This is a genomic window from Shewanella sp. 10N.7 (assembly GCF_020806285.1).
Taxonomy (GTDB): Bacteria; Pseudomonadota; Gammaproteobacteria; order Enterobacterales; family Shewanellaceae; genus Shewanella; species Shewanella electrodiphila.
The window spans coordinates 12,361-37,346 of record NZ_JAJGZS010000023.1; the positions used below are offsets into that span (position 1 = coordinate 12,361).

Annotated in this window: 20 protein-coding genes; 12 read left to right on the forward strand and 8 right to left on the reverse strand. The window is 40.9% G+C overall.

Going from position 1 to position 24,986, the window contains the following annotated elements:
* The first annotated feature begins 334 nt into the window (after positions 1-334).
* The 3 genes from LMH66_RS14640 to LMH66_RS14650 all read left to right on the forward strand — a co-directional run bounded on the left by LMH66_RS14640 (position 335) and on the right by LMH66_RS14650 (position 2,773).
* On the forward strand, positions 335-889 hold the full coding sequence (locus tag LMH66_RS14640) for a carboxymuconolactone decarboxylase family protein (RefSeq protein ID WP_229370867.1): 555 nt from the start codon (positions 335-337) through the stop codon (positions 887-889).
* An 86-nt stretch (positions 890-975) separates the two neighbouring features.
* A complete protein-coding gene (locus LMH66_RS14645; protein ID WP_229370868.1) occupies positions 976-1,623 on the forward strand; it encodes a DsbA family oxidoreductase in 648 nt (215 codons plus the stop codon).
* 178 nt (positions 1,624-1,801) lie between these two features.
* Positions 1,802-2,773, forward strand: coding sequence for a sensor domain-containing diguanylate cyclase (locus tag LMH66_RS14650; protein WP_229370869.1), 972 nt, complete (start codon positions 1,802-1,804; stop codon positions 2,771-2,773).
* A gap of 74 nt (positions 2,774-2,847) precedes the next feature.
* Here LMH66_RS14650 and LMH66_RS14655 read toward each other — a convergent pair whose 3' ends face one another.
* The gene (locus LMH66_RS14655; protein WP_229370870.1) at positions 2,848-4,332 is read right to left on the reverse strand and encodes a lytic polysaccharide monooxygenase; all 1,485 of its coding nucleotides are present in this window, start codon (positions 4,330-4,332) and stop codon (positions 2,848-2,850) included.
* A gap of 651 nt (positions 4,333-4,983) precedes the next feature.
* On the opposite strand from LMH66_RS14655, the gene LMH66_RS14660 reads away from it, so the two are divergent.
* Positions 4,984-5,208, forward strand: coding sequence for a hypothetical protein (locus LMH66_RS14660; protein ID WP_229370871.1), 225 nt, complete (start codon positions 4,984-4,986; stop codon positions 5,206-5,208).
* Between the two features lie 725 nt (positions 5,209-5,933).
* Here the strand turns inward: LMH66_RS14660 and LMH66_RS14665 are convergent.
* Positions 5,934-6,587 (reverse strand): pseudouridine synthase, encoded by a 654-nt coding sequence (locus LMH66_RS14665; RefSeq protein WP_420709430.1) that lies wholly within the window; start codon positions 6,585-6,587, stop codon positions 5,934-5,936.
* 287 nt (positions 6,588-6,874) lie between these two features.
* Here LMH66_RS14665 and sigZ point away from each other — a divergent pair, with 287 nt between their 5' ends.
* Together sigZ and LMH66_RS14675 are read left to right on the forward strand one after the other, a co-directional pair.
* Positions 6,875-7,411: an RNA polymerase sigma factor SigZ gene (gene sigZ, locus LMH66_RS14670; RefSeq protein WP_229370872.1), complete on the forward strand. Its 537-nt coding sequence runs from the start codon at positions 6,875-6,877 to the stop codon at positions 7,409-7,411.
* 323 nt (positions 7,412-7,734) lie between these two features.
* Positions 7,735-9,198, forward strand: a complete 1,464-nt coding sequence (locus tag LMH66_RS14675; RefSeq protein WP_229370873.1) for a glutathione synthase — start codon at positions 7,735-7,737, stop codon at positions 9,196-9,198.
* A gap of 22 nt (positions 9,199-9,220) precedes the next feature.
* Here LMH66_RS14675 and LMH66_RS14680 read toward each other — a convergent pair whose 3' ends face one another.
* The 4 genes from LMH66_RS14680 to LMH66_RS14695 form a co-directional block, all read right to left on the reverse strand.
* A complete protein-coding gene (locus LMH66_RS14680) occupies positions 9,221-9,898 on the reverse strand; it encodes a haloacid dehalogenase type II (protein WP_229370875.1) in 678 nt (225 codons plus the stop codon).
* Positions 9,899-10,004: 106 nt separating this feature from the next.
* On the reverse strand, positions 10,005-10,601 hold the full coding sequence (locus LMH66_RS14685; RefSeq protein ID WP_229370877.1) for a TetR/AcrR family transcriptional regulator: 597 nt from the start codon (positions 10,599-10,601) through the stop codon (positions 10,005-10,007).
* 160 nt (positions 10,602-10,761) lie between these two features.
* Positions 10,762-13,842 carry an efflux RND transporter permease subunit gene (locus LMH66_RS14690; RefSeq protein WP_229370878.1) on the reverse strand — a complete coding sequence of 1,027 codons (3,081 nt, stop codon included), beginning with the start codon at positions 13,840-13,842 and terminating at the stop codon, positions 10,762-10,764.
* 3 nt (positions 13,843-13,845) lie between these two features.
* On the reverse strand, positions 13,846-14,928 hold the full coding sequence (locus LMH66_RS14695) for an efflux RND transporter periplasmic adaptor subunit (protein WP_229370879.1): 1,083 nt from the start codon (positions 14,926-14,928) through the stop codon (positions 13,846-13,848).
* Between the two features lie 222 nt (positions 14,929-15,150).
* Between LMH66_RS14695 and LMH66_RS14700 the strand changes: the two genes are divergently transcribed.
* The 4 genes from LMH66_RS14700 (at position 15,151) to LMH66_RS14715 (ending at position 18,304) form a co-directional block, all read left to right on the forward strand.
* Positions 15,151-16,095 (forward strand): LysR family transcriptional regulator, encoded by a 945-nt coding sequence (locus LMH66_RS14700; protein ID WP_229370880.1) that lies wholly within the window; start codon positions 15,151-15,153, stop codon positions 16,093-16,095.
* 165 nt (positions 16,096-16,260) lie between these two features.
* On the forward strand, positions 16,261-16,698 hold the full coding sequence (locus tag LMH66_RS14705) for a hypothetical protein (protein WP_229370882.1): 438 nt from the start codon (positions 16,261-16,263) through the stop codon (positions 16,696-16,698).
* 257 nt (positions 16,699-16,955) lie between these two features.
* Positions 16,956-17,597: a HupE/UreJ family protein gene (locus LMH66_RS14710; protein WP_229370951.1), complete on the forward strand. Its 642-nt coding sequence runs from the start codon at positions 16,956-16,958 to the stop codon at positions 17,595-17,597.
* A gap of 71 nt (positions 17,598-17,668) precedes the next feature.
* Positions 17,669-18,304, forward strand: a complete 636-nt coding sequence (locus tag LMH66_RS14715) for a hypothetical protein (protein WP_229370884.1) — start codon at positions 17,669-17,671, stop codon at positions 18,302-18,304.
* Between the two features lie 110 nt (positions 18,305-18,414).
* On the opposite strand, the gene LMH66_RS14720 is transcribed toward LMH66_RS14715, so the two are convergent.
* Positions 18,415-18,609, reverse strand: a complete 195-nt coding sequence (locus LMH66_RS14720) for a hypothetical protein (protein WP_229370887.1) — start codon at positions 18,607-18,609, stop codon at positions 18,415-18,417.
* Positions 18,610-19,134: 525 nt separating this feature from the next.
* On the opposite strand from LMH66_RS14720, the gene LMH66_RS14725 reads away from it, so the two are divergent.
* A complete protein-coding gene (locus LMH66_RS14725) occupies positions 19,135-20,349 on the forward strand; it encodes a family 16 glycosylhydrolase (RefSeq protein WP_229370889.1) in 1,215 nt (404 codons plus the stop codon).
* 99 nt (positions 20,350-20,448) lie between these two features.
* Complete coding sequence (locus LMH66_RS14730) at positions 20,449-21,570, forward strand: hypothetical protein (protein ID WP_229370891.1); 1,122 nt, start codon at positions 20,449-20,451, stop codon at positions 21,568-21,570.
* 112 nt (positions 21,571-21,682) lie between these two features.
* Here the strand turns inward: LMH66_RS14730 and LMH66_RS14735 are convergent, their stop codons facing one another.
* The gene (locus LMH66_RS14735) at positions 21,683-23,809 is read right to left on the reverse strand and encodes a bifunctional 2',3'-cyclic-nucleotide 2'-phosphodiesterase/3'-nucleotidase (protein WP_229370894.1); all 2,127 of its coding nucleotides are present in this window, start codon (positions 23,807-23,809) and stop codon (positions 21,683-21,685) included.
* Positions 23,810-24,986 lie beyond the last annotated feature (1,177 nt).

Genomic DNA, 24,986 nt, shown 5'->3' on the forward strand with positions numbered 1-24,986 from the left:
TAGGGTGACACGATGAAATATCAGTAAGTCATTATTATGTATAGCAAGTTAACACTTAAACATAAAGCTCGAAGGCTATTTAGCACATGCCATGATGGTTATTTATCGTTCTGCCACTTCAACCTCACCAAAAAAATTATAACGATAAATCATAGAGATAAGCAGTCACAATCTTATTTTTGAACACTTGTTCAAAATATAACTTGAACGAACGTTCAAATTAAAGGTATAGTATTTCCATACCGAGCGATTAACCCCGGCACTTTTTTAAATGACATCCTATTTTAGGGTTTTGTCAGCTTAAGCCCTATTAAATAAAAATTGGAGTAATACCATGAGCAAATTTACTATTCACAGTATCGAGACTGCACCACAAGCAAGTAAGGCCATGCTAGAAGGTTCTCAAAAAGCCTATGGTATGGTGCCAAATCTGCACGGTGTGTTAGCTGAATCACCAGCAACATTTGAAGCGTATCAGTCACTGCATAACCTCTTCACTCAGTCATCTTTTGATGCTGAAGAGTTAACGGTCGTATGGCAAACCATCAATGTTGAGCATGAGTGTACTTATTGCGTACCGGCTCACACTGGGATTGCTCACTCAATGAAGGTCGATGCTGCGTTAACTGAAGCATTAAGAAACCGCGGCGCAATGCCAACAGCTAAACTGCAAGCGCTGCATGACACCACATTATTAATGGTGCGCAATCGTGGCGTGTTATCTGACGCAGAAATGGAAGCCTTTTTTGCAGCTGGTTATGGCCAACAACAATTACTGGAAATCATTTTAGGCTTATCGCAAAAAGTGATCAGTAACTATGTAAACCATGTGGCTAAAACCCCCGTTGATGAGCCATTCCAACAGTTTAACTGGCAAGCGACTAAGTAAATAACATACTAGAAAAGAGTGGTGCATTATCCACTCTTTAATGTTTTACTGCCCCCCTCTTTCTATTCAGCAGTATAAGGTCTTTTATGTCGACAAAAATTAAACTCGACGTTGTCTCAGACGTCGTATGTCCATGGTGCATCATTGGTTACAACAGCTTAAACCAGGCGATTGTTGAACTCGGTATTGAAGATCAAATTGAGCTTGAATGGCAACCGTTCGAACTCAATCCCGATATGCCAGCAGAAGGGGAAAACTTACGTGATCACGTTGCGCGTAAATATGGTTCTAGCGCACAAGACAGCGCTAAAGCTCGAGAAAACATCACCCAACGTGGCGCCGATCAAGGGTTTGCATTTAACTTTAATGACGATTCAAAAATCGTTAACACCTTTGATGCTCATATTTTACTGGATTATGCCAAATCTCAAGGTAAGCAAACAGCGCTAAAACTGCGTTTATTCAGTGCCTATTTTACCGAGCATAAAGATGTCTCCGACAGAAATGTATTAGCCAGTGAAGTTGCCGCAGTCGGCCTAGATGCTGACGAAGCCATGGCATTACTGGATAACCCAGAAGTCAGAGCACATCTAAAAGCAGAAAAAGATCAATGGACGGCTGCAGGTATATCGTCTGTTCCGACGGTCGTGTTTAATCGCACCAGCGCATTAAATGGCGCTCACCCAGTTGAGACTTACAAGCAAGTGCTGACTGAGCTGCTCGCTAAACAATAGCAATCGGCAATTTGCAATCGCAATCGCAATTCGCCAACAGTGAACTTGCAAATCCCCCTTAACAGCAGCTCATTGAGCTGCTGTTTATCTATATTCATCGCAATAAATAGACCATAAATTTCTACTCAATTTTTTGCACTATAATTAAATTATTCATGAACGTATGACGGACTGAACAATGAATAAAAAAACAATACTTGATCCCAAAACTTTCCTACTTGATAAACCTAATGAGCTAATTTCGCTCGATAAATGGCAAAAAATAGTCAACCTTCTCGCCAAAGTGTTTCATGCTCCCGCGGGCTTTTTAGTCCAATACACTCCTGATGGGTTTCAAGTCACTATTGCCAGTCAACAAAGCAGCAACCCTTACGCAGCCGGTATTATCATTGAACCTGAAGCCAATATATTTTGCCGCAGGATCGTTGAAACAGGTGAGCCACTTTATGTTGCCAATGCCCCTATCGATCCCTGCTGGGATACCAACCCCGAAGTCCATAATGATGGCTTTACTTCATACTTAGGTGTACCGGTTTTTTGGCCCGACGGCACGCCTTTCGGCACTTTTTGTGTGATGGACTTCGACCAAACAGAATATGAACCCAGTTATCTAGAGCTCATTGAACAGTTAAAAGATATCCTTGAATCCGATCTCACCTTAATCGACCTATATGGCCGAATGCAGCAACTTGCGATTACCGATCCGCTATCAGAAATTAATAACCGCCGAGGCTTTGAAGTCTTAGGTAAACAACGCATATCTTTAGCAAAACGCAATCAAGCCAAACTAGGATTATGCTATTTAGATGTGGATAACTTTAAACAGATCAATGACCAATTTGGCCATAAAGTGGGAGATGAACTAATCCAACATATTGGTGTGGTGTTAAAAGCAACTGTGCGTCAAAGCGACGTTATTGGCCGCATTGGTGGCGATGAATTTGTGGCATTAGTGCTATTAGAAAATAAGAACGACCAAACGGTGATCAAACAGCGATTACAGAAAGGTTTTTTATCGGCCAGACACAGCCCTAATCTACCTGATTACAGTGTTTCCATCGGCATTATTGACGTGGATCTTAATACTGACTTTGTTGAACTACTCGATAAAGCAGATCAGGAAATGCTAAAAAATAAAAAGCCAGTTTAGCTAACTAAACTGGCTTTAATGTCATTGATTAAGTGGCTCTAGTTTTACCAATAATGGCTATTAGCAAAGCGATATTATCGCCAAACGCCCCACTCACCTGTCGTGCCAGGTTGCTCACCTTGGGTCCACCATTTCGCTGTCCAAGTTCGGCCATCAAACGTTACTGTATCCCCTTCAACATAAACCTTATCCGCATCCCAATCACCTTCAACAGGAGGAACTTCAGGCGTTTCTTCTTCACCGATTACAGTGAATCCATATACTGAACTGTCACTGCCTTCGTTGTTTGATACCGTTAATCTAAACGACAATTCATGCTCACCTTGGCTATCTAATTGCTCAGTATTAACCATTAGTTCGCTATACAAACCTTGCTCAACATTTACGGCAGGACCACTTAATTGCGCCCATTGCACACTATCAAACTCACCTTGGGTATTATGTGGATGAAGCACGACTACAGTACCGTGCTCTACCTCAGCAATTTCAATTTCTTGTAAAGCCTGTGGCGTGATAACAGCTTTTAATTGTGGGTCAATTTCTTCAGCAACAATACTGAATACACCTGAAGCACGCTCATCTTTTGAATTAAAGTAATTAGCATGTAGGTTATCTCTAAAATACATGTAGTGATTCATTTCAGCATGCCAATCACCAATAAACACATGACCACTGTGATTAGTTTCGTAGTAGCCACTGATTTGCGATGCTAATAAGCGATCCCAATCGAGTTGATTATCAGTAGTGATTTTAATGCTAAATGAGTTATGTACTTCACCATATTGATTCAGCACATCATATTTAACCGACTCACCGATTTGAGGGGTATTAATGCTGATGTCACTCGGGATAAATTGCTCACCTTTATTTAAGTAAGGTAAGTCTGGATCAACCGGAGGCTGTTCATCACCAGTAATGGTAATGTCGCTACAGTTATAGAAACCTTCACCGACAGGGTCGATACGCTGCCATCTTGTATACAACACGGCATCACCACTGCGATCTGCTGGAATAGTCACGTTCATGCGATACTTTTTATCAGCACCTACAGTAATATCACCGTATTCTTGAATTAATTCTAAATCATCCCACTTAAGAGTTTGGGATACATCAACTCCGGGTTTTGTTAGATAGATTTCCCAGTATGACGGGTTATGTGGCGCTGTTGCATTGAAAACAAATTCAAACGTCCCTGGCGCGATTTCAGTGCGCGTCCAGTCTGAATGCGCGATACCTAGACCACTTTTTTGCGAGTCATTGGCATAACATAATGAACCGTCTGGAATGGCTGCTTTAACAATGTTTTGATCAAGGTAATCTGGCGCTTGAATGTTAATAGCCACTTCATTACGTTGAATAAATGGGTAGGTGCCCGACTCTTGCAGTGCCGCAGCACAAGCTGCATTAGGTGGATTACCAGTCCAAAGTCCACCTTGCTCATAACAGATTGATTGTCTCGCCTCAGGAAACTCTACCCAGCCATGAGCTTGAGCTGTAGTAGGCACGATGAAATACATGGCAGTAAGAATTGATGAAAGTTTAAATATTTGCTTTGACACAGCAAGTCACTCCTTGGGAGTTAAAGAGATAAAGTAAAATAAGGAAAAAGACTAAATGGAGTGAACTATAGGAGCTGATACTCTGATAAAGTCGAAGCAATTATCTAGCGTAATAATCACTGTTTCAACTAGCAATATTTTGACACCGGCGTCAAAATGCAACTTATGCTAATTCATTGAATTTTAATAAAATAAACTAAAGAGTATCAGCTTAGTTACAGCATTTTATTTCATTTTTGACACCAAACTAAAGAATCAAATAATTTCATCTATCTCAATGAATTATAAAACAAAAAATAATTGACGCGTTAGTCGGGAATTAGATGTTATTGACGAGCAATGAAGTAACGTCAAAAGTCGGTATTAGCTAAAATGTTCATAGCTTGCAGCAGGCTCTCATGCAAAGCACAGCAGTGACACGCGCCCTCTTTATACGAATCAAAAGGTCACTAAAAACTCGGCCATGACGAATAACATCCTTGTTTAAACGGCCAGTTGCTCTTCCCCGTTTTAGTGGTCGGTTCAACGTAACCCATTTAATATTGGCTAATTTATCTAAACCCATAACGTCAATCTAATCCATTGCCTGCCGCAGGCTCTCATGCAAGCGCTGCTGTGACACGCTACAAGTTCGTCCCTGAAAGCTCGGCCATGACGAATAACATCCTTGTTAAACGGCCAGTTCGCCATCCATGCCTCTCGCTCAGAGCGTTTCACACTGTGAAACTTCGCCATGTCATGGACGGTCACAGCCGCGCTTGCATCTGGGAATTTTTTATCTTCGATTTAACTTTATTTGGTAATTTCTTAAAATCTGAATCAGCAAATGAAGCTGCAGGCTCAAGAGTCCCCATTGAAATTGCTGAAATGCGTTGAAGAAAATAGAGTGAGCCTGACAGGATGTCAGGATAGCTTTAGTTGGCCATGGATGGCCGTTCTAAAGCGTTAGCTATTTTCAAATAAGCATGAAGCTTACTCGCTTTGGAAGAGTAATTTCGTTGGGGCGGCTAGGGATGTCGAGAAGGGAAAAGCTGTTGTTTCCCTTTCGTCGGGTGTGGGCGAAGCGCCACGACTTTATTGGCCACAAGGCGATTTACAATGGATCACTTTACATCATTAACATATCAAATGTAGGATTATATAAATCAATGAGTTAAAACAGATAGTTTCACCCTTTGTATTTTTATGATGATTACGAGAACAAATAACAATATGTTTAAGTTTAACGGTACAGATAAAGAGATTTTAGTAATCATCAAAAAAGTATTTCTGGCTAAAAATATCAAACCGAGTCAATCAGACGACCACTTTCGAATATGGTTAATTCGTTTGTTATTCTATATTTCTATACTACTTATTCTTCTAAGAGTTGTTCTTTCTCTAACAGGGAAAGAAGTCCCTGACGATTACGCTATGATGGCATCTCTGCATATAACATACTTTTTTGGCACTTTATTTCTATATATTAATTCAGAGTCTAAAAACTCTAGTTTTCTCATTTTCATTTTAACTTGTGTATCAATAGTTTTGGCGCTATATGTAGCTTAGAAACTAGTGAAAACTAATATTTCATATCTTGGCAGTCAACTTTAAAGCTAAAATTAACTACCCAGTGCTTGATCAAACCCATCTAGCTCAATCACTTCCCCAGCATCCATATTATCAATATGGATATCCCCAATCCGTACTCTGACCAAGCGCAATGTTGCAAATCCCACTGCAGCTGTCATTTTACGTATTTGACGATTCTTGCCTTCACACAAAGTAATTGATACCCAGCTGGTTGGCCCATGTCTTGGGTCGCGGATTTTTCGTCCTCGACTCGGTAATTCTGGGTCGGCTTTTAACTTAAACGCTTTGCAAGGTAAGGTGAGATATTTACTGCCATTTATGCCAATTTCAACGCCGCTTTGTAACATTGAAATAGCCTCGGGGGTAATATCACCGTCCACCTGCACATAGTATTCTTTCTCAATGCCTTTACTGCGTATTTTATGACTCATCATGCCGTCTGTTGTCAGTAGCAACAGCCCTTCTGAGTCATGGTCTAATCGGCCAATTGCCATGGTTTTTTCTGGAAAAGCATGCAGCTCACCCAATAAGTGCTTTTTCTTACGAGTTTCAGGCACAAACTGACTTAAAAAACCAAAGGGTTTAAAGATTTTAAAATGCTGATGAGAAGGATTTACTTCAGAACTAAGCTCTTGCTCTGAAACTACGGATTCAGGGCAACCCATTTGGTTAATCGTTGGCATTAGGCATAACTCATCAATCGTGTTTGTAAAATGACTTTACAGAATAAAGCGCGAATAACACTTATTATACTGTGAGTCACTCTTGTGTACACTGAGCTATATCTACTGAGTATATCCACTTAGCTGTGTGCACTGAGCGTATTCAATCAATGGTATGAACTGGCCGTGTTCTAGTAGGTACGATTTAACTCAAATAAGCAAAAGTTTTGCGTCTTTTTAAGCTGGTCATCGTCTAGTATTTAAATCTAGATTTAATAAGAGTCATTTTTAATTTAAGGTATAGATTAATGTTATCTGAATGGCAAAATCACAAAATACAGCTTCGCAGTTATGTCCATAAACGGATTGATGATGTGGATGACATTCTGCAAGAGGTCTACATTAAAGCCAGTAGCAACTTGCATCAGTTAAAATCCAAAGGCAGTTTAAAAGGTTGGCTATATCGCATCGCCCACAACACCATCATGGATTTTTATCGACAGCGCCAGCCCCATGAACAGTTGCCAGAAGATCTGATTGCTGAAGAGCAAGATACTGGCGCAGAGGCTCGTGACGAAATAGCCCAATGCTTACAACCACTCATTGACGAGTTACCAGAAAAATACAGCTTACCGCTGCGCTTAGCTGAACTCGAAGGCATATCCCAACAAGCGATTGCTGAACAGTTGGGTATTTCACTGTCAGGGGCTAAGAGTCGAGTGCAGCGAAGTCGAGTAAAACTTAGAGAGAAAATGATGGCTTGCTGTGATTTTGAAATCGGTCAAGAAGGCATTACAGACTTTTATCCCAAAAAAACCAACTGTGGCCCTAAATGCCAGCCTTAGTTAATCTTAATCAATCCAGGTCTGCTAATTTTTTTGAGATCAGCTTATTTAACTATCTATTTAACTATCAGCTCTACTCAAATAAAAGAAGTTATTCACATAAAAGCTGTTACTCATATACCTGCGATGGCGATTAACTCTCTCTTCTTAAAGCATTAATCCATCTGAGCTGACAAGTGCTTTGCGGCCGCGTCAGTATAACGAATTTATTTTTGCGTCTTTTTTTATCTGTCTGCGTCTTATTAATGTCGCTGGTATTTGTATGGACACTAGCGCCTTTCAAAATCTAGCAACAAGCAGTAAAAACCATTTTTGGAGACATGATGAACAGTAAGACACAGAACATAATTCCTCAGCAAGTAATTGAAGATGCAAGTGAATGGGCCATTATGCATGGCGTCGCATTTCGCCAAGCAGATAACACAGCAAGACATTGCCCATTCAGTATTGCGCCGATGACAATGGAGCGTGAAGTGTATGAGCATCTGCGTAATGTCACGCCAATCATCACTAAGCTGATTAATAATGTGTCTGAAGATCATGATTTTCTACAACACTCTTTACGCGATGTGGCTAAAGCTGACCCATTTTTTGAGCGCTTATTATCATTACACCACCAAGCTCATGGCGACAGTACTAATCGACATACCGCGGCACGTAAGCCGTTACTATTAATGCGCACTGACTTCATGGATGACCGCCAACACGGTGCAAAAGTGATTGAATTTAACGGCATTGCTGCAGGTATGGCGCCTTTTGGTCAACGTGCATCTGAGTTTCATGCCTATATGCAAACCCAATGGCCAGACACTTATCAAAACTGGGGCGCTGACCCACAATCAACGCCGGCAATCAATCACGGCTTAACCCAACTTGCCTATGGTATTGCGCAGGCAGGACAAAAGGTAAAAGCTACGTTTGCGGAGCAAGGCAAACCCACCTTCTTGATGGTGGTGCAAGAAAACGAAGACAACGTTTATGATCAGCATTTACTCGAAGTTGAATTACAAAAACAAGGTTTACGCACCGTAAGACGTACCTTTAAGCAGTTAAGTAGCCAGCTTTCAACCGGTGCAGATAAGCGTTTAATCCTTGAAGATGTCGGTGCGATTGATGTGGTGTACTTGCGTGCAGGTTATCAGTATTCAGACTACTGCGCTCCAAAGCTCAACGAGCCAGTGTGTTGCCATACCTTAAGTCAAACCAGACTGTTTATCGAACAGCATCATGTGGCGGTCAACGCGACGTTCAGTCAACAATTGGCCACCAGCAAAACCATGCAAATGTTGCTCACCACCATGCCAGCCAAAGAATATGCTCGCTGGGGATTGAGTCTACATGAAGCCAACTTGGTCAAAAGTGTACTGGCAGATATGAAACCCGTTAATCCAAGCTCCATAGATTGGTTTAACAACCAAGCCGATAAACAAGCTTGGGTCCTTAAAAATCAAGGTGAAGGTGGAGGCCATTGTGTATTTGGTGAAGACATCAGCCAAAAGCTCAGTCAGTTACGACCACAAGAATATGATGCCTGGGCGCTAATGATGCGATTATTTCCCCATGAACGTGAAAAGCCAACCATAGGGGTTCGCGATACCGAGCAAAGCCAAATTGATGATTTGGTGAGTGAGATAGGCTTATTTACCGCCTTTTACGACGGTGAGCCCGTCACGGAGTTTGATGGTTATGCTGGGTACTTGATCCGCAGTAAACCTGCGAGCGAAAATGAAGGCGGTATTCACAGTGGCCAAGGTATTTTAGACTCACTATCCTTAACTGACTCCTAAACTGCGTGCGTTAATTAGCTTTTTATTCATCAGAGGCTAATTGCTCAGACAAGGCTTGTAAACTATTAACGACCCGTGTCGGTTTAATCTCCCACGGGTCAAATATAGCTTTAGGACTACGCTGAACCCATGCGGCGTACATGCCAGCTGATATGGCGCCAGTCACATCAAATGGATTACTGGAGATGAGCCATGTGTTAGCTGCAACACTGTCTGTTCGGCTTAAAAAGTGCTGATAAATAGCAGGGTTAGGCTTAAAGGTTTGGATTTCATCAGCGCTCACTACACCTTCAAAAAATTCTGCAATACCTGCCGAGGTTAATAAGGTTTCAACCGCTTCATTAGTGCCATTTGAGAAAGCAAATAAACGATACCCTTCAGCCTTAAGGGCAAGCAAGCTGGGTTTAACGTCATCAAATGCTGGCAAGGTTTTATAGCAATGCATTAGGCGCTGTTTTTGCTCAGCTGATAAATCGATTTGATAATACTGACAGGTGTAATCTAACGCTTGGCGAGTGCATTCAGAAAACGCTACGTAGCGCTGCATTAGCCCACGGCGAAATGAATACTCTAATTGCTTTTCACGCCAACGATTTGAAAAAGCTGTCGCCTTGTCACCCACCATCGTGCTTAGCTCAACTAACACGCCATGGGTGTTAATGAGCGTGCCGTAAACATCAAAAGCGAGTGTAGTCGTCATATTCAATGCGCCCTAATCTTTAATGATGATAAGTTATTTATCATAGGTGATTAGTTATAGGTGATAAGTGATAAGTAATAAGTGAAAAAATAAGCCTGTGCTTACATCATTTATTTACAGCAAGCGTGCTAAACAAATCATCAATCAATTGCTGAATCGTATCCGAGTCACGATTGGCATGCGCATAGGTGCGAATACCAATAATCTGCACTTGTACAAAACGTGCTAACGCTTGCACATCTTGGCTTGCGTTTAGCTCACCACACGTTTGCGCCTCGGTTAACAGCTTAGCAAATTCAGTTTCAATCATGACTAGCGACAGCTTGGCTTCTGCCAGCAAATCAGCATTATCTTCGGTCAACTCAGCGACGGTTTTAACCAACATACACATACCGCTCGGCGCTTGCGTGTCACATTTACTGCCCATTACTGAGCGCTCAATAAATAACTTCAGCGCCTGTAATGGTGAACTCGTTTCAGTGCGACAAGCATGTAATGCCTGTACACCCGTTTGCGCGTAATATTGCAATGCTTCTTTAAACAGGCCTTCTTTACTGCCAAAAGTAGCGTAAATACTGCCTGGACGCATATCAATCACTTCTTGCAGGTTGCGCATTGAAGTGGCATGGAAACCTTTTTGCCAATATAAATTGGCCGCTTTGTGAATAATATCTTCACGATTGAATTTGGCAGGTTTACTCATATTGGCACTCTACAATTTACTTTTGAACGATTGCTCAATTTTAGCAGAACCAAGCTTCTAGTCTAGTATTTGATCGCTTAGGCCTAAAAAACAAAACCGAACATCAGCAAGGCTAACGTTCGGTTTTAGGGAAAACCAATTCAATAGAAGATTGTAATTTCTACCCCGTTTTACCCTGCAAAGGAATACGAAAAGCAATGGTGTATGTCACTGGTAATACTATCAAGGTCAGCACCGACGCAAAGCCTAAACCAAAGATGATAGTAATCGCCATTGAGCCGAAAAAGGCATCACTGAGTAGCGGGATCATCCCGAGCATTGTGGTAATGGCTGCCATTAAAACAGGCCTAACACGGCTCACTGAGGAATCGACCACTGCTTTATAGGGATCTTTTCCTTGGGATAACTCAAGGTTAATTTGATCCACCAGGACGATGCCATTTTTAATCACCATCCCAGTTAGGCTTAGTAAGCCCAGGAGTGCCATAAAGCTAAACGGTGCATCAAAAAGCAACAAACCTGATACCACACCAATTACAGCTAGAGGCACGGTAAACCAAATAACTAATGGCTGTCTGACTGAATTGAACAGTAATACTGTAATCAGAAACATTGCTAAGTAACCCAGCGGTAATGAGCTAAATACAGACTCTTGCGCTTCAGTTGAGACTTCATACTCGCCGCCCCACTCAAGTTCGTATCCTGGTGGTAATTCAATCGTTTCTATGGCTGGGCGTAATTTACGAAAGACTGAATCGGCCGTTTCATCGGTGCCATTTTCAGGATCCGCCAAAACCGACAATACCCTTTTACGGTCGCGGCGCATGATTAGTGGATCTTCAAACTCAGTATCAAACCCTGACACCACCTGCGTTGCTGGTACAAAGGTATTGTTTTCACTGCTCCACACTTGGAGTTTCCAAATGCTTTCGGCATCGAGTCGCTCACTGGCTGGCGCACGTGCGACAATCGGCAACAAGTGACTGTTTTCCCGATATGTCCCCACCTGTTTACCACTAAAGTTAGTCAGTAGCGCATCATCTAAGTCAGTTTTACTGATCCCCGTTTCACGGGCTTGGGCTAATGCTAATTGAGGACGGATCATCGGCACTTGGTTACGCCAGTTATGACGCACACCTACCGCTGTTGGCTCGGCATTGAAAATAGCTTCTGCCTGCACGGCTAGCTCACGCAGTACCTTTGGATCTTCTCCATAAAAACGCGCTTCAATTTTCGCTGCAGGGCTTGGGCCATTTTCCATGTATTTAAAACGGTATTCCGCCTCAGGAAAACGAGCACTAAGCTCATTTTCTAAAATACGCATATAGCTATTTACTGTGGTTAAGTCGGTCATTTCAATTAATAGCTGACCATAGGCGCTATAGCCTTTTTCTGGTACATATGGCAACACAAATCGTTGCGCACCTTGGCCTAATACTGTGGTCAAGTTAACTAAACCAACATCACTTTCTGCTTGTTCAGCTAACAGGTTTTGCTCAATTTTATGTAAAAGGGCTTTGCTTGCCTTTATATCAGTGCCTTCTGCCATCCAAACGTCAACAAAGAAAATCGGCGTGTTTGAAGCAGGAAAAAACACGTTTTTTACATGGCCAAAGCCCACTAACGATGTCATTAATGCCGCAACAACTAACACCATAGTCACGACACGAAAACGTATTGCGAGGGTTAACGAGTTGCGATACGTTTGGAATAACCAGCCCTTATATGGGTCTTCATCGTTACCGCTCGCGTTTTCGTCGCCATCTTTAAACATGATATTGCAGAAAAAAGGCGTTAAGGTCATCGCTGTCACCCAGCTAATGAACAGCGATATTAATAGCACTTGGAATAACGACACACAGAACTCACCTGTGGCGGTATCTGACAATCCAATCGGGGCGAATGCAATAATGGCAATAATGGTTGCGCCAAGTAGCGGCCATTGAGTTTGTGTTACGACCTCTTTGGCTGTTTCAAGGCGAGTTTTACCTCGTTTAATGCCAATTAATATGCCTTCAGTCACCACAATGGCGTTATCCACCAGCATGCCGAGTGCAATAATCAAGGCGCCTAATGAAATCAACTGCAGCTCGATGTTAAGCACATTCATCACAATGAAGGTACCCAAAATGGTCAGCAGCAATACCAGACCTATTAATATTCCTGAGCGAACGCCCATAAATATCAACAAAACACCAATCACAATGGCGATGGATTCCGCTAAATTAATTAAGAAACCATTAACGGTTTGATCAACCATTTTACTTTGGTCATAAACGGTTTCTAGCGCCATACCAATCGGTAATTCGCCATTAAGCTCAGCCATTCTGGCATTAACCGCTTCACCGACGTTGACCACGTTTACGCCGCTTGAAAACGAAATACCAATCGATAATGCATTCTTGCCATTGGCATGATAAATATTATTTGGGGTTTCTTCGGTATCTTTATAAACGGTTGCGATATCGCCTAAGTAGATTAATTTAGCACTGCCTGGCGCACTCACCATTAAATGCTTCATTTCACTGACGCTATCAAACTCACCCGTTGGGTGAATACGAATACGATTGTCACCAACGCGAATACTACCCGCGTTGGACACCACGTTTTGGCTGTTAATTAAGCCATAGATGTAATCCTGATTTAACCCCAATGCATTGAGCTTTTGCTGGGAAATTTCCACCACCACTTGCTCGGCAATTTTACCTGCGATAGTGACCTTTTTAATGCCATCAACCAAGACTAATTCACGACGCAAAAAATCAGCATAGTTTTGTAGTTCACGATTGCTATAGCCCTCACCGCTGACATTCAGCAAAATACCGTATACATCGCCAAAATCATCAATTACTGATGGGGTATAGGCACCAGGCGGTAATTCAGCGATTTTGTCATTCACTTTACGACGCACTTCATCCCAGATTTGCGGTAATGCCGCTTTGTCGTATTGCTCTTGAATTTCGATTTCAATTTGCGATAAACCCGCGCTGTTGACTGACACAATGTGCTTAATACCATCAAGTTGCTGCAAGGCATCTTCAAGTGGCAAGGTGACTTCTTCTTCCACTTGCTCAGGCGATGCCCCTGGATATGCAGTAACGACCAATGCATTTTTGAGGGTAAACTCAGGAAACTCCAACTGACCTAAACTGAAAAAAGACACACTGCCGCCAACAAGTAACAACAAGGCGAACATCCAGCTGATCAGCTTATGGGTGATCGAATACTCTGCAAAGTTCATCAGTTAAACACCTCGCTGCCAGCGTAAAGGCTTCACGGCAAGGTCTTCTGACAGATACTGCACTCCAGCAACAACCACTTGATCGCCAACGTTAACTCCCTTGATAATTTCAATGCCATGGGTGGTCACATTGCCTATGGTAACAATACGCTGTTTAACCGAGCCTAAGTCTTCACCAAAGACCCAAACAATGTGTTGGCCGTCAACATCTCGCTTGACGACTGCGCTCGCAGGAACAACCGCGGTAATATGACTTTGCTCAGATACCGACACATCAAGACTGACTTCCGCACTCATGCCAGGCAATACGGTCATGGTTTGTGGGCGAGGTAATGTGAACACCACTTCATAGCTTTGCGTACCTTGGGTAATTTGTGTCGCATGCTCTTTTAAACTAATTGGATAGGCTTTTTCAGGGTTAGTGGCAAAACGCACTTGAGGAATAAACGCTGTATGAGGATTAAATTGGGTCACACGACTTGCGAGCGACTCTGGTACCTGAATCACCACATCAATATCGCTATTTTTTTGCAACACTAATAACCCTTGGTTAGCCTGCACCATTTGAAAGTTATCCATATCGATTTTAGCAATAGTGCCATCGTATGGCGCTTTCAGTTCGGTGTAGCTCAGCTGATCTTTAGCATTGGCAAGGTTCGCTTTTGAAGATTTAAGCTGGGCTTTAGCCAGGTCGTATTCAGCAGCTGAAATCAACTCGCGACGTAGTAATTCACCTTTACGTGTAAAGTCCGCAGCTGCAAGTTCATAATCAGCCTCACGATTTAATAATGCATTTTGAGCATCACGACTATCAAGCCTTGCTAATACATCACCTTTGTTAACTTGCTGGCCTTCAACCAGTGACAACTCAACTAAATGACCAGAGACACGAAAAGCTAAGTTAGCTTGCTTCGTGGCCGCCACTTTTGCTGGAAACGCGCGAATAGAGCCTGCGTTAACATCGGTAATCGTAAGCAGTTTCACTGGACGAATGACAGGCGGCGCCACTTTAACCGAATCTGCAGTGCAGCCCGATGTCATTAACATAAATAATAACAGTGAAAATGGCAGTAAAAGATATTTCATTATCGAGCTTCCTAAATGGAACAACATCATGTGACACGAATGTAAACAGGGCGCAACAATAGCAATGAATTAAGTTGAATAAAACGGAATGATATGGAACTACAAGTTCCATAAAATGAGACTATAATGACTTGCTATCTATCGACTTTTTAATGTGAGCATACTAAAAGTCGGTTAGTAGAAACTGGCTGTATGAGTGGCTAAATTTAAAGAGTTGTATACATGAAAACTGAAGATATTTCACTGTTCCATAGAATCGTTGAAACCGGTAGCCTCGTTGAAGCTGCGGATATATTAAACCTGCCAAAATCAACACTCAGCCGCCGTTTGCAAGCACTTGAGGATGAACTAGAGGTAAAGCTGTTTCATCGCCAAAGTCGCTCCATGACATTGACTGCATCGGGGAGCCATTTTTACGATAAAACCACTTCAATGATGTCAGAACTTGAGCAAACCTTGTCTGAAATCACTGATGAAAAAGCAGAAGTTGCTGGTCATTTACGTATTCTCATTTACCCAATTCCTGAGTTAATGCAAATTAGCCAAGCCATTTTTCAGTTTATGGATCTTAACCCGTCGATCACTGTCGAAATTATTGTCAGCGCCGAACCTCAAGATATGATCCGCAACAACATTGATTTGGCCTTCATGCTAGAAGACTCATTTAACGAAAATGAAATGGTCGCAAGACATATGCTCAGCGAAACCGTGCATTTTTTTGCCAGCCCAGAGTACTTAAAAAAAGCCGGCTATCCAGAAACCCCCTGTGATGTCAGCGAGCACAACTCGATACTATTTCGATATCCCAATGGACGCATTTTTAATGAAGTCCCGTTCGGCCAAGATATGACATTACAAGTGAAAGGAAATTTATGTGTCAATAACCTTTCCGTTTGCTTAGAAGCGGCGCTAGCAGGTATAGGCATCGCGATGATGCCAATGCCTTTTTGCCAAGATTACGTTGATTCTGGACAACTGGAAATGCTGTTTAAAGACACCGCACCTTATGAGGGAAAGTGTTATTTAGTCTATCCATCGAGACGTTATATCAGCCTTGCCAGCCAACGTTTTATCGACCACATGTTAGTTGTACTTGAAGACTGCTCGCAAACAGCAAGCTGTAACCAGATAGCCAAAATTCGCGGCCCGATTAAACCGATAATTTAATATCGTGCGCTAGCAGTTTAGATTGCGATCTGCTTTAATCACGGTTGATACTTAAACTGTGCTTACAGCCTTAAAATCGTTTCACTATATTATAATGAGTTATTTTCACTGAAAAATCGCACTCTGACATTTGGGGTACTCACACGCCCCTCTAGCCAACCCACCATGACATTGTTAATCGTGTTTTTGGTGTTGCTATGTCAGTTTGCAGGCATAAGCTCTGCATTTTCAGTTCAATACCTTCATAATGAACACCCATCAGGTAGTCAGGTTAAGCATCATCATATTCACCTGTTCCATACAGGCAATGAACACGAAACGGCTCCTTCAAAACCCTCAGTGCATCAGCACTCTCACCAGAGTGACATCAGCTTTAATGCCACTGAAACCCAGCAAGATATTCTTCAGTCGAATACACCATCATCCACTCTGGAAAATGCGGTGTCTGAACATGAACACGGTAGTCATTCTCACTCACCATCGCATCCACCAGTAGAGTCGTTGTTTGTCGCTGAATTTACTCACACAAGTACCCTTAGCGATAATGATATCGCTTATTTAGCGTTGCAATACGCGCCGCCTATTCCCCCTCCATACCAATAAATCGCTATTTATTCGCCTTAGGTCTTAATAACAGACCTTAACAACAGGCCTTAAAGTAAAAAGTTGAGTGAAATGATGTCGACGTGAGTATGAACATCATCGCTCATCATTTGTGTATCGCGCCAATTTTAGCTGCTACTTGCTTATTGGGCGTGAAAACACTGTGACTTATTGGAATAAAAATAATGATTTGGAATGATAAAGGAAGCCGGCAGTTAGCCTGCTCCCTAAAAGTAATACTGACGTCTTTAGCACTCATGTGCTCTTTCTCCATTTATGCCCACGGAGTGGATGAAACCACCCAACAATTTCTAACCCAGAATCAAGGTGTCTCGATTCTGCCTTTTATCTATATTGGCGCTAAACACATGCTGACGGGATATGATCACCTACTGTTTCTAGTAGGAGTGATTTTCTTTTTATATCGTGCCAAGGATGTCCTGTTATATGTCAGCCTTTTCACCATAGGTCATAGTGTTACTTTATTGTGGGGCGTATTTAACGACATCAATATCAATGCCTATTTAATCGATGCCATTATTGGGTTTTCTATTATTTATAAAGGGTTTGATAACTTGGGAGGTTTTAAACGTTTATGGGGAATTCAGCCCAATACCAAACTGGCCGTACTAATTTTTGGCTTGTTTCACGGCTTTGGTTTAGCCACCAAAATACAAGAATTTAATTTGCCGCAAGATGGTTTAGTCACCAACATTATTGCGTTTAATGTCGGTGTCGAAATAGGTCAATTCATGGCCCTAGCCTTGGTGTTAATTCTAATGAGTGCATGGCGTCGAAGTCCGAGTTTTATGCGTTTTTCAGTCGCGACTAACACTGGGTTAATGAGCGCAGGCCTTATGCTCGTGGGCTTTCAACTAACGGGGTATTTCGTCAGTTAATGGCGTTATTAGCTTAATTATCCACACGCTTTACCCATAACGTTAATAAATTGATTTAAAAAGGATTGACCATGCAACACTCTGAAAAAACTAAAAATAGCACATCTCAAAACAGCACAGTTCAAGTGCAATCTACAGCCACACTTATTAAGGCAAGTGTTATTGCCACCATTGTTGGACTGATTGTATTAGTTGTCGCCATATTACCTGCTGAATACAACATCGATCCGACAGGAATGGGGAGTGCACTAGGCCTCACTCAAATAGCACAAGCTGCGCAGGCACCAAATAGCAGTAAAGACGTTATCAGTGATCAGACAAACCTTGACGAAATGATCATTATTGATGCGCCTAGTGTCGTTGAGATTAAGCAAGCCCGTGAGCAGCAAGGTGTACGAGCTGATGTGATTGATATTGTGATCCCTGCTAATAAAGGCTTGGAATATAAATTATTGCTAAATGAATATGGCCACGTTGAATACCAGTGGAAAACCGATGGTGCAGCGCTATATTTTGATTTCCATGGTGAACCGCAAGGTGACACCACTGGTTATTACGAGAGTTATGCCATTACTACTTCAAACGAAATGAAAGGCTCGCTTGTCACCCCATTTGCAGGCAACCATGGTTGGTACTGGAAAAATACCACCAATAGCCCTGTCACAGTGACCTTAACGACCAAAGGGACTTATAAAGTTAAACGCTAAAAATTGCCAATAAAAAACCCTGCTTAGGTCTTAAGCAGGGTTTTTATTATGAAATCAGTCAACGTTATGGTTGCTTCATCATAGGTAGATGACGCAATTAACTATGCTAATTACTTAGCAGCACAGTTGAATTCACCGTTGTAGTCAAAGTTGAAGTTGTAGATAGTGAATCCTTCAGTACCTTCTTTAGTCCCATCTTCCTGCTCAGTTGAAAGACCAGTAATTTCATTGGTCGCACAACGAAGACCTTCACCAAGCGTTAATGAAGCAAACGTAGCACAATTTGTATCTATTAGGTGCTTCACAATAAATCACGAGTTTTTATAGCCCTAAATATACGAATGCTGAAAGAGGGGATCATGCTGATACTGAGGAGGACAAACAAACAGCAGATGTGATGCTCGAGGTGTTAATAATGTAATCGTTACTCAAGACATTAAGCCTTTAGTCCATAGTATCACTGCGTCTAAAAGATTAAGGACGCAAAAATTCATTTAAATATTTTATAGCTATGAAAATGTTAGTTATCACTATCCTAGTCATTAAAGATCAGTAACCCATGGTTATATCTTCATTCCCAATGGGTATAAAATAGCTATTGCGATCGCATACGTCATATGTTTATATTTATAACATCAACGAGTTGAGGTTCTGTTTATAAGCATTGAATGCCATTTAGCTGGTTCTATTTATTTGCACTGTTGTCGGTTAACTCACCCACAGTTGATACACATGAGCGACCCATGCAGCGACAGCTAGTCACTCATAGTAAGTGCTTAATTCTTGAAACCTTAAGACTTATATCACTCGAATAAATAAATGGACTATTTATGAATAAGATTAAAAAATTAACGACACTAAGCTGCAGTCTTCTTAGTGTATTTTCATTACAAGCCTTTGCCGCAGCTCCTAGTGCTCCGCCTATTGCAAAACCAGGCGAAACTTGGGTATTACAGGCCAAACGTTCAGATGAATTCAACAACAAGGACTCATCCAAATGGAACTTTCAACCTGAGAATTTTGGCGTATGGTCATGGCGTGATACTAACGCTGTCGTGTCAGGCGGTAAGCTCACCTTAACGACTCGACGCGAAAACCATACTCGTACTTTTTGGGATGGCTGTAATAAAAAACAAGTGCCTAATTTCCCTCTTTATTACACCTCTGGTATAGCAAAATCGCGAGCTACTGGGAATTACGGTTACTACGAGGCGAGAATTAAAGGCGCAAATACTTACCCAGGTGTATCACCTGCATTTTGGATGTATAGCACGATTGATCGCAGTCTAACTAAAGACGGTGATGTGCAATACAGTGAGATTGATGTCGTAGAATTAACTCAAAAAAATGATGTTAGAAAATCAGATCATGATTTACATAATATTGTGGTAATTAATGGTGAGCCTACATGGCAACGCCCTCTACAAGTACCATTCAATCACAATCAAATTATTTTGCCTTATGATCCTCGTAACGACTTCCATACATACGGGGTCAACGTCACTAAAGAAAACATCACTTGGTATTTAGACGGTAAAGAAATTGCCACAAAAGAAAACAAGTATTGGCATCGTCAGATGAACTTAACCCTATCTCAAGGATTACGAGCCCCATTAACAGAGTTCAGATGTAACCAGTTTTATCCATCAGATCAACGCCCAAGTGCCGGATACCCGACTTCAATGCAAGTCGAGTATGTAAGGACTTGGTTTAAAACAGCTGGCGGAACTGGCCCTACTGATCCAACGGAGCCTACTGACCCTGGTAATGGTAATGATTGCCCAACCACGTGGGTGCCTGTTACTGGTGTAACAGTCACACCGGCCTCAAAAGTGCTCAATAAAAATCAAAAAGTGACACTCAACACTACAGTGCTTCCGCGATGTGCTACGAACAAGAAGGTGACTTACTCGTCGAGTAATGCCGCCGTTGCTGTCGTAAACTCAAATGGTGTTGTCACTGCTCGTAAAAGCGGGAACGCTGTTATTACAGTCAAAACCAAAAACAAAGGTAAAGTAGACACGGTTAATATTACAGTCAATTAACCATTAAGATGAAAGTACCTGACCAGCTTATTGTTATATTGCTTTTAACTAAGTCGATATATGCGGTCAATAAGCTGGTTGTTGCAACAAGGATAAGTAATGACAATCAAAAATCACTACACTTGGGGATTTACGAGCATTGCAATGATATTCTTTGCAGGCCAGTTTTTTATCAATCAAAACAGTAATCAGTCATCGCCATCATCTTCAAAAACGTTATTTATTACGCAGACCAAATCTACAGAACAGCCACAGCAGTCGGCTGTTAGTCCATCACAAGCTTTATCAGAACCAACATCAACAAACCAACAAACTAAAGATAAAGTTTATTTTATTGAACAGCTAGATCAAGCAACACAAATAACATCGCTCCATCAGCGTGCTCCACTGATAAAAATGTTGTTAGCTCAGTGGGCAAAGCAGGATATTCAAGCTGTATTAAGTTGGCTAGAACAACAACCAGAAAGCCACGAATTAGGCGAATATTATTCTCCGATTATCCAATACTACATGCAGTTAGATGCATATGATGCTGGCGAACTGATATTAACCTTGCCAAATTTTGATGCGATACCCAGTATTATTTCGCACTATGTTGATTATCTAGTAAAGATAGATGTAGACAGCGCATTAGCATGGGTTGAGGATATCACCGAGCCATTTGCACGCCAAAACGCCACACTGCAACTACTCAACACGTGGGCACGAATTTCCCCGCAAGACGCCATTCTATTTTTAACGGAAAACTCCCAGCTTGAAGAACATACTCGCAGCGCTGCAATGACAACGATTGCCAATACATTAAGCCGGCAAAGTCATGATGATACTGTCACTTTGTTGCACCAATACCCTGATGATATACAACCAAAGTTAGCCTATAGCGTGATCAGTCATTGGCCAATTACAGAAGCTGATAATGCGATTGATTGGATCTATACCTTAGATGGGGCATTGAAAGATGAAGCGATTCATAGCTACATCGATTATTTTGGCGTTAGCGAACAACCAGAAATCAGTTTTAACCTCAGCACGAATATTGCTAATACAGAGTTAAAATCAAGATTACTGCATAGAGTACTTATACAGTGGCATCAAACGGAGCCTAACATTGCCACCCAAGAACTCTTAAGCAATGTCAATTTAAGTGACTCCGAAAAACAACAACTACTCGCTTATGTAAAACAAACATTTGATAAGCCAAATACACCGATGACTCGTTAGATACAATGACTCAATTGTGTTACAACAACTACATTGAATAAAAAACCCTACTTATCGCTAAGTAGGGTTTTTAAATTACTTATGGTTTAGGCATAAATCTACACTATGCTAATTACTTAGCAGAACAGTTGAACTCACCGTTGTAGTCAAAGTTAAAGTTGTAGATAGTGAAACCTTCAGTACCTTCTTTAGTGCCATCTTCCTGATCAGTTGAAAGACCAGTAACTTCATTGGTCGCACAACGGAAGGCTTCTTCAAGCTTTGCAGAAGCAAATGACACGCTAGTGGTATTTGGTGCTTCAAGTTGGAATACTTTCGCGTTAGGGAAAGCAAGCTCAGTACCTTCTTGCTCTTCTAAACGGTCAGCTAAGTAGAACTGTACTAATTCGCGGTTAACGAACGCAGCTTCTTCTTTCACTAAAACAGCATTATCAACACCAGGCATACCTGAGTTAGATGCACGGTAGTTGTTAGTAATCACGAAGATTTCAGCATCATCAGCAATTTCAACACCGTCGTAAGTCAGGCTAGTTAGCTGCTCATTTTCAGTTTCTGTGTAGCCAGAATCTTCAATGATGAACTTAGACTCATTTTCAACGTTAACAGTGTACTTAAGTAAACCTTCACCCTCTTCGCTGAATCCACCAAAGAATGCATCAAAGTTATAACCAGGGAATTCTTCTACTAGGAAGGTTTCACCCTCTGCCAATGGTAGGCTGCGGTAAGCATTAGAATTAATCCACTCGATCCAACGCTTCATATCTGCACCAGTCATTTTTAAAACGGCTGGCGTGTTGTTATCAAATACGTAAATGTCTGCAACAGATGCGTTAGTTAGCTCACCTTCTTGAATGTTGGTGTAATCAGCTCCGCCATTACGACCAGACTTGAATGGCGCTGATACTGATAGGAATAAAGCATCTTCAGATGCATCAGCAAACTCACCTTCAGCTTTCCACTTGTTTAGTTGATGAAGCTGAGCTTCATTCACTACTTGAATAGATAAATCAGGGACCACTTGTGGGAAGAAGCTGTTCATGTTGACGTCGATTTCAGCAATCGTTTCAGCCATGTATTCAACAGTACCTTCATGTTCAGTAACAACTAAATCTTCAACGGCACCATCTGAACCTTCAACTAAAGAGCGAAGCTCAGCCGTTGAATGGTTATGATCGACAGACCAAGTTTCACCGCCGTCATTAGAATTAAGTTTTAAGTCAATCACACCTAATTTCGCACCCCAGTAGCCAGGCATTACAGCTGGAATACCATTGATTAGGCCTTTTTCAGCGTCAACATCTGGGATATCACCGTACTCACCAGTTGAGTTAGGGAAATCACGATGATCATGTCCGAACATGATGGCATCGATATCATCAACATAACCTAAGTGAAGCGATGCATTCTCAGCAAACTCGTCATCATTGTTGTTCAAACCAGAATGCGGAATAGCAACAATTACGTCAGCACCTTCTGCTTTCATAATTGGCACATAATGTTCAGCTGTTTTCTTAATGTCAGAAACAACCACATTACAGACTAAATGAGATGCATCCCAACCCATTATATCTGGCGGAGTGAAACCAATAACACCGACTTTTACAGTATGTGCTTTACCATCATCAGCGATAAATTCACGATCTAAAATCACATATGGGTTATACATATGCTCAGCAGTGTCATAGAAGTCTTCAGTAATGCGAACTTCACATTCTTCAGTTGCATTACTCACTTTTTCAAGTGAATCATCAGCTTTCCAAACGTTAGCAGCAACATATGGGAACTCAGAACCTTTTAGCGCTTCATCAAGATAATCAAGACCATAGTTAAATTCATGGTTACCTAAGTTAGCAGCGTCATACTCTAGGTAGTTCATCGCCTTATAAACAGGGTGCATTTCATCTTGCAAATGCTCAGTACCTAAAGCTGCCATGTAGTCGCCCATTGGGCTACCTTGGATTAAGTCACCGTTGTCAAATAACATGCTGTTGGCGACTTCTTTGCGAGTTTCTGCAATCACTAAAGAAGTACGTGCTAAGCCCCATTCAGGCAAGTTTGTTTCGTTATCTTCTTGGCTTACAAAGTAGTTGTAAGGCATAACGTTAGTATGGATATCAGTCGTTTCCATTAAACGAAGATCGATACTGATCGAATCTTTTTTATCATCAGATGAATTACAACCCGCTAGTGCGGCAGCAATACTTGAAACAAGAAGAAGCTTCTTAGCATTAAATTTCATGATTACTCCAAAGAATTAATTTATTTCTTTCACTCAAGTCATTACCGCTTATTGAAGTTTACTCATTCAATAAAGCAGTAATATTTAATTAATGTGTTCTAAAATCGGTAAAGACGGCGATAAATTAAATAAGTTTAATAAACAAGTAAAGAAAGAAAATATTACCAAATAGAAATATTTAACAATTAAAAATCAAACGACAGACACGTAAAAGATTAGGCGAAAAGTAATAAACTAAAAATATAGTAATAAAAGTTACAATCTAAGTTCAAAAAACGCCCTATAATAAACCATGATAAAATGACACCATTATTACAATCCTACTATTTAGCTTACTAATAGCATTCACAAGCAAATCTCAGTGAAACTTATCATCATCCCCTAACCATAAATTGCGATAAAAACGTGGCTAGGAGAGTAGGTTCAGTATTGAACGACAAGCAAAACAACGTTCACCATTATGAACACACGCACAGAACTCAAAACAAAAACACCAATAAACAACAACCTAACAAAAAACTATTGCGCAAATCATGTTGTAAAAGAAATAATTAATGTAATTATATTTTTATAAATCAATAAAAATATAATATTTAGATTAAAAAACAACCTGTTACGGATATTTCAAATATTAGAAATGATCTATGAATTTCAATTTTGATCAAAACCAGAAAACCAATATCCACCTCCATTGTTAATTAAAACTTAGACTGCATTAGAAAAAACAGAAAATAAATTATTTTTCACACCAGTCTGTAACAGCGACAAACTCAGGCGCAAACAAATATTTAACTAACAAACACAAACACAATAACAACCCCTGATTAATTAAAGGGTAAAACCAAAAATAAATTTCAACATAATAAAAACTTAGTCTAATAATTAACGCACAACTGAAATATTGCCCAATTAATTACAAGTCACATTATTAGTTACATATTGAAATTTAAAATCCTATTTTAAAAACAATTGTTTATTATAAAGCCGATGTGAAAGAGTTTTAAATATGCATATATTGACTTACATAGGAATGAAGTGTGAATTGAAATAATTTAAGTTCGATTATAATGAAACGAATAATGAAAGGCGGGAATATTGATAATGGCAAACTCTACATTGTTAGCCCTTTATCACGAGAACAATACACAACCACTATCAAAGGTATGAATAGTGGCTG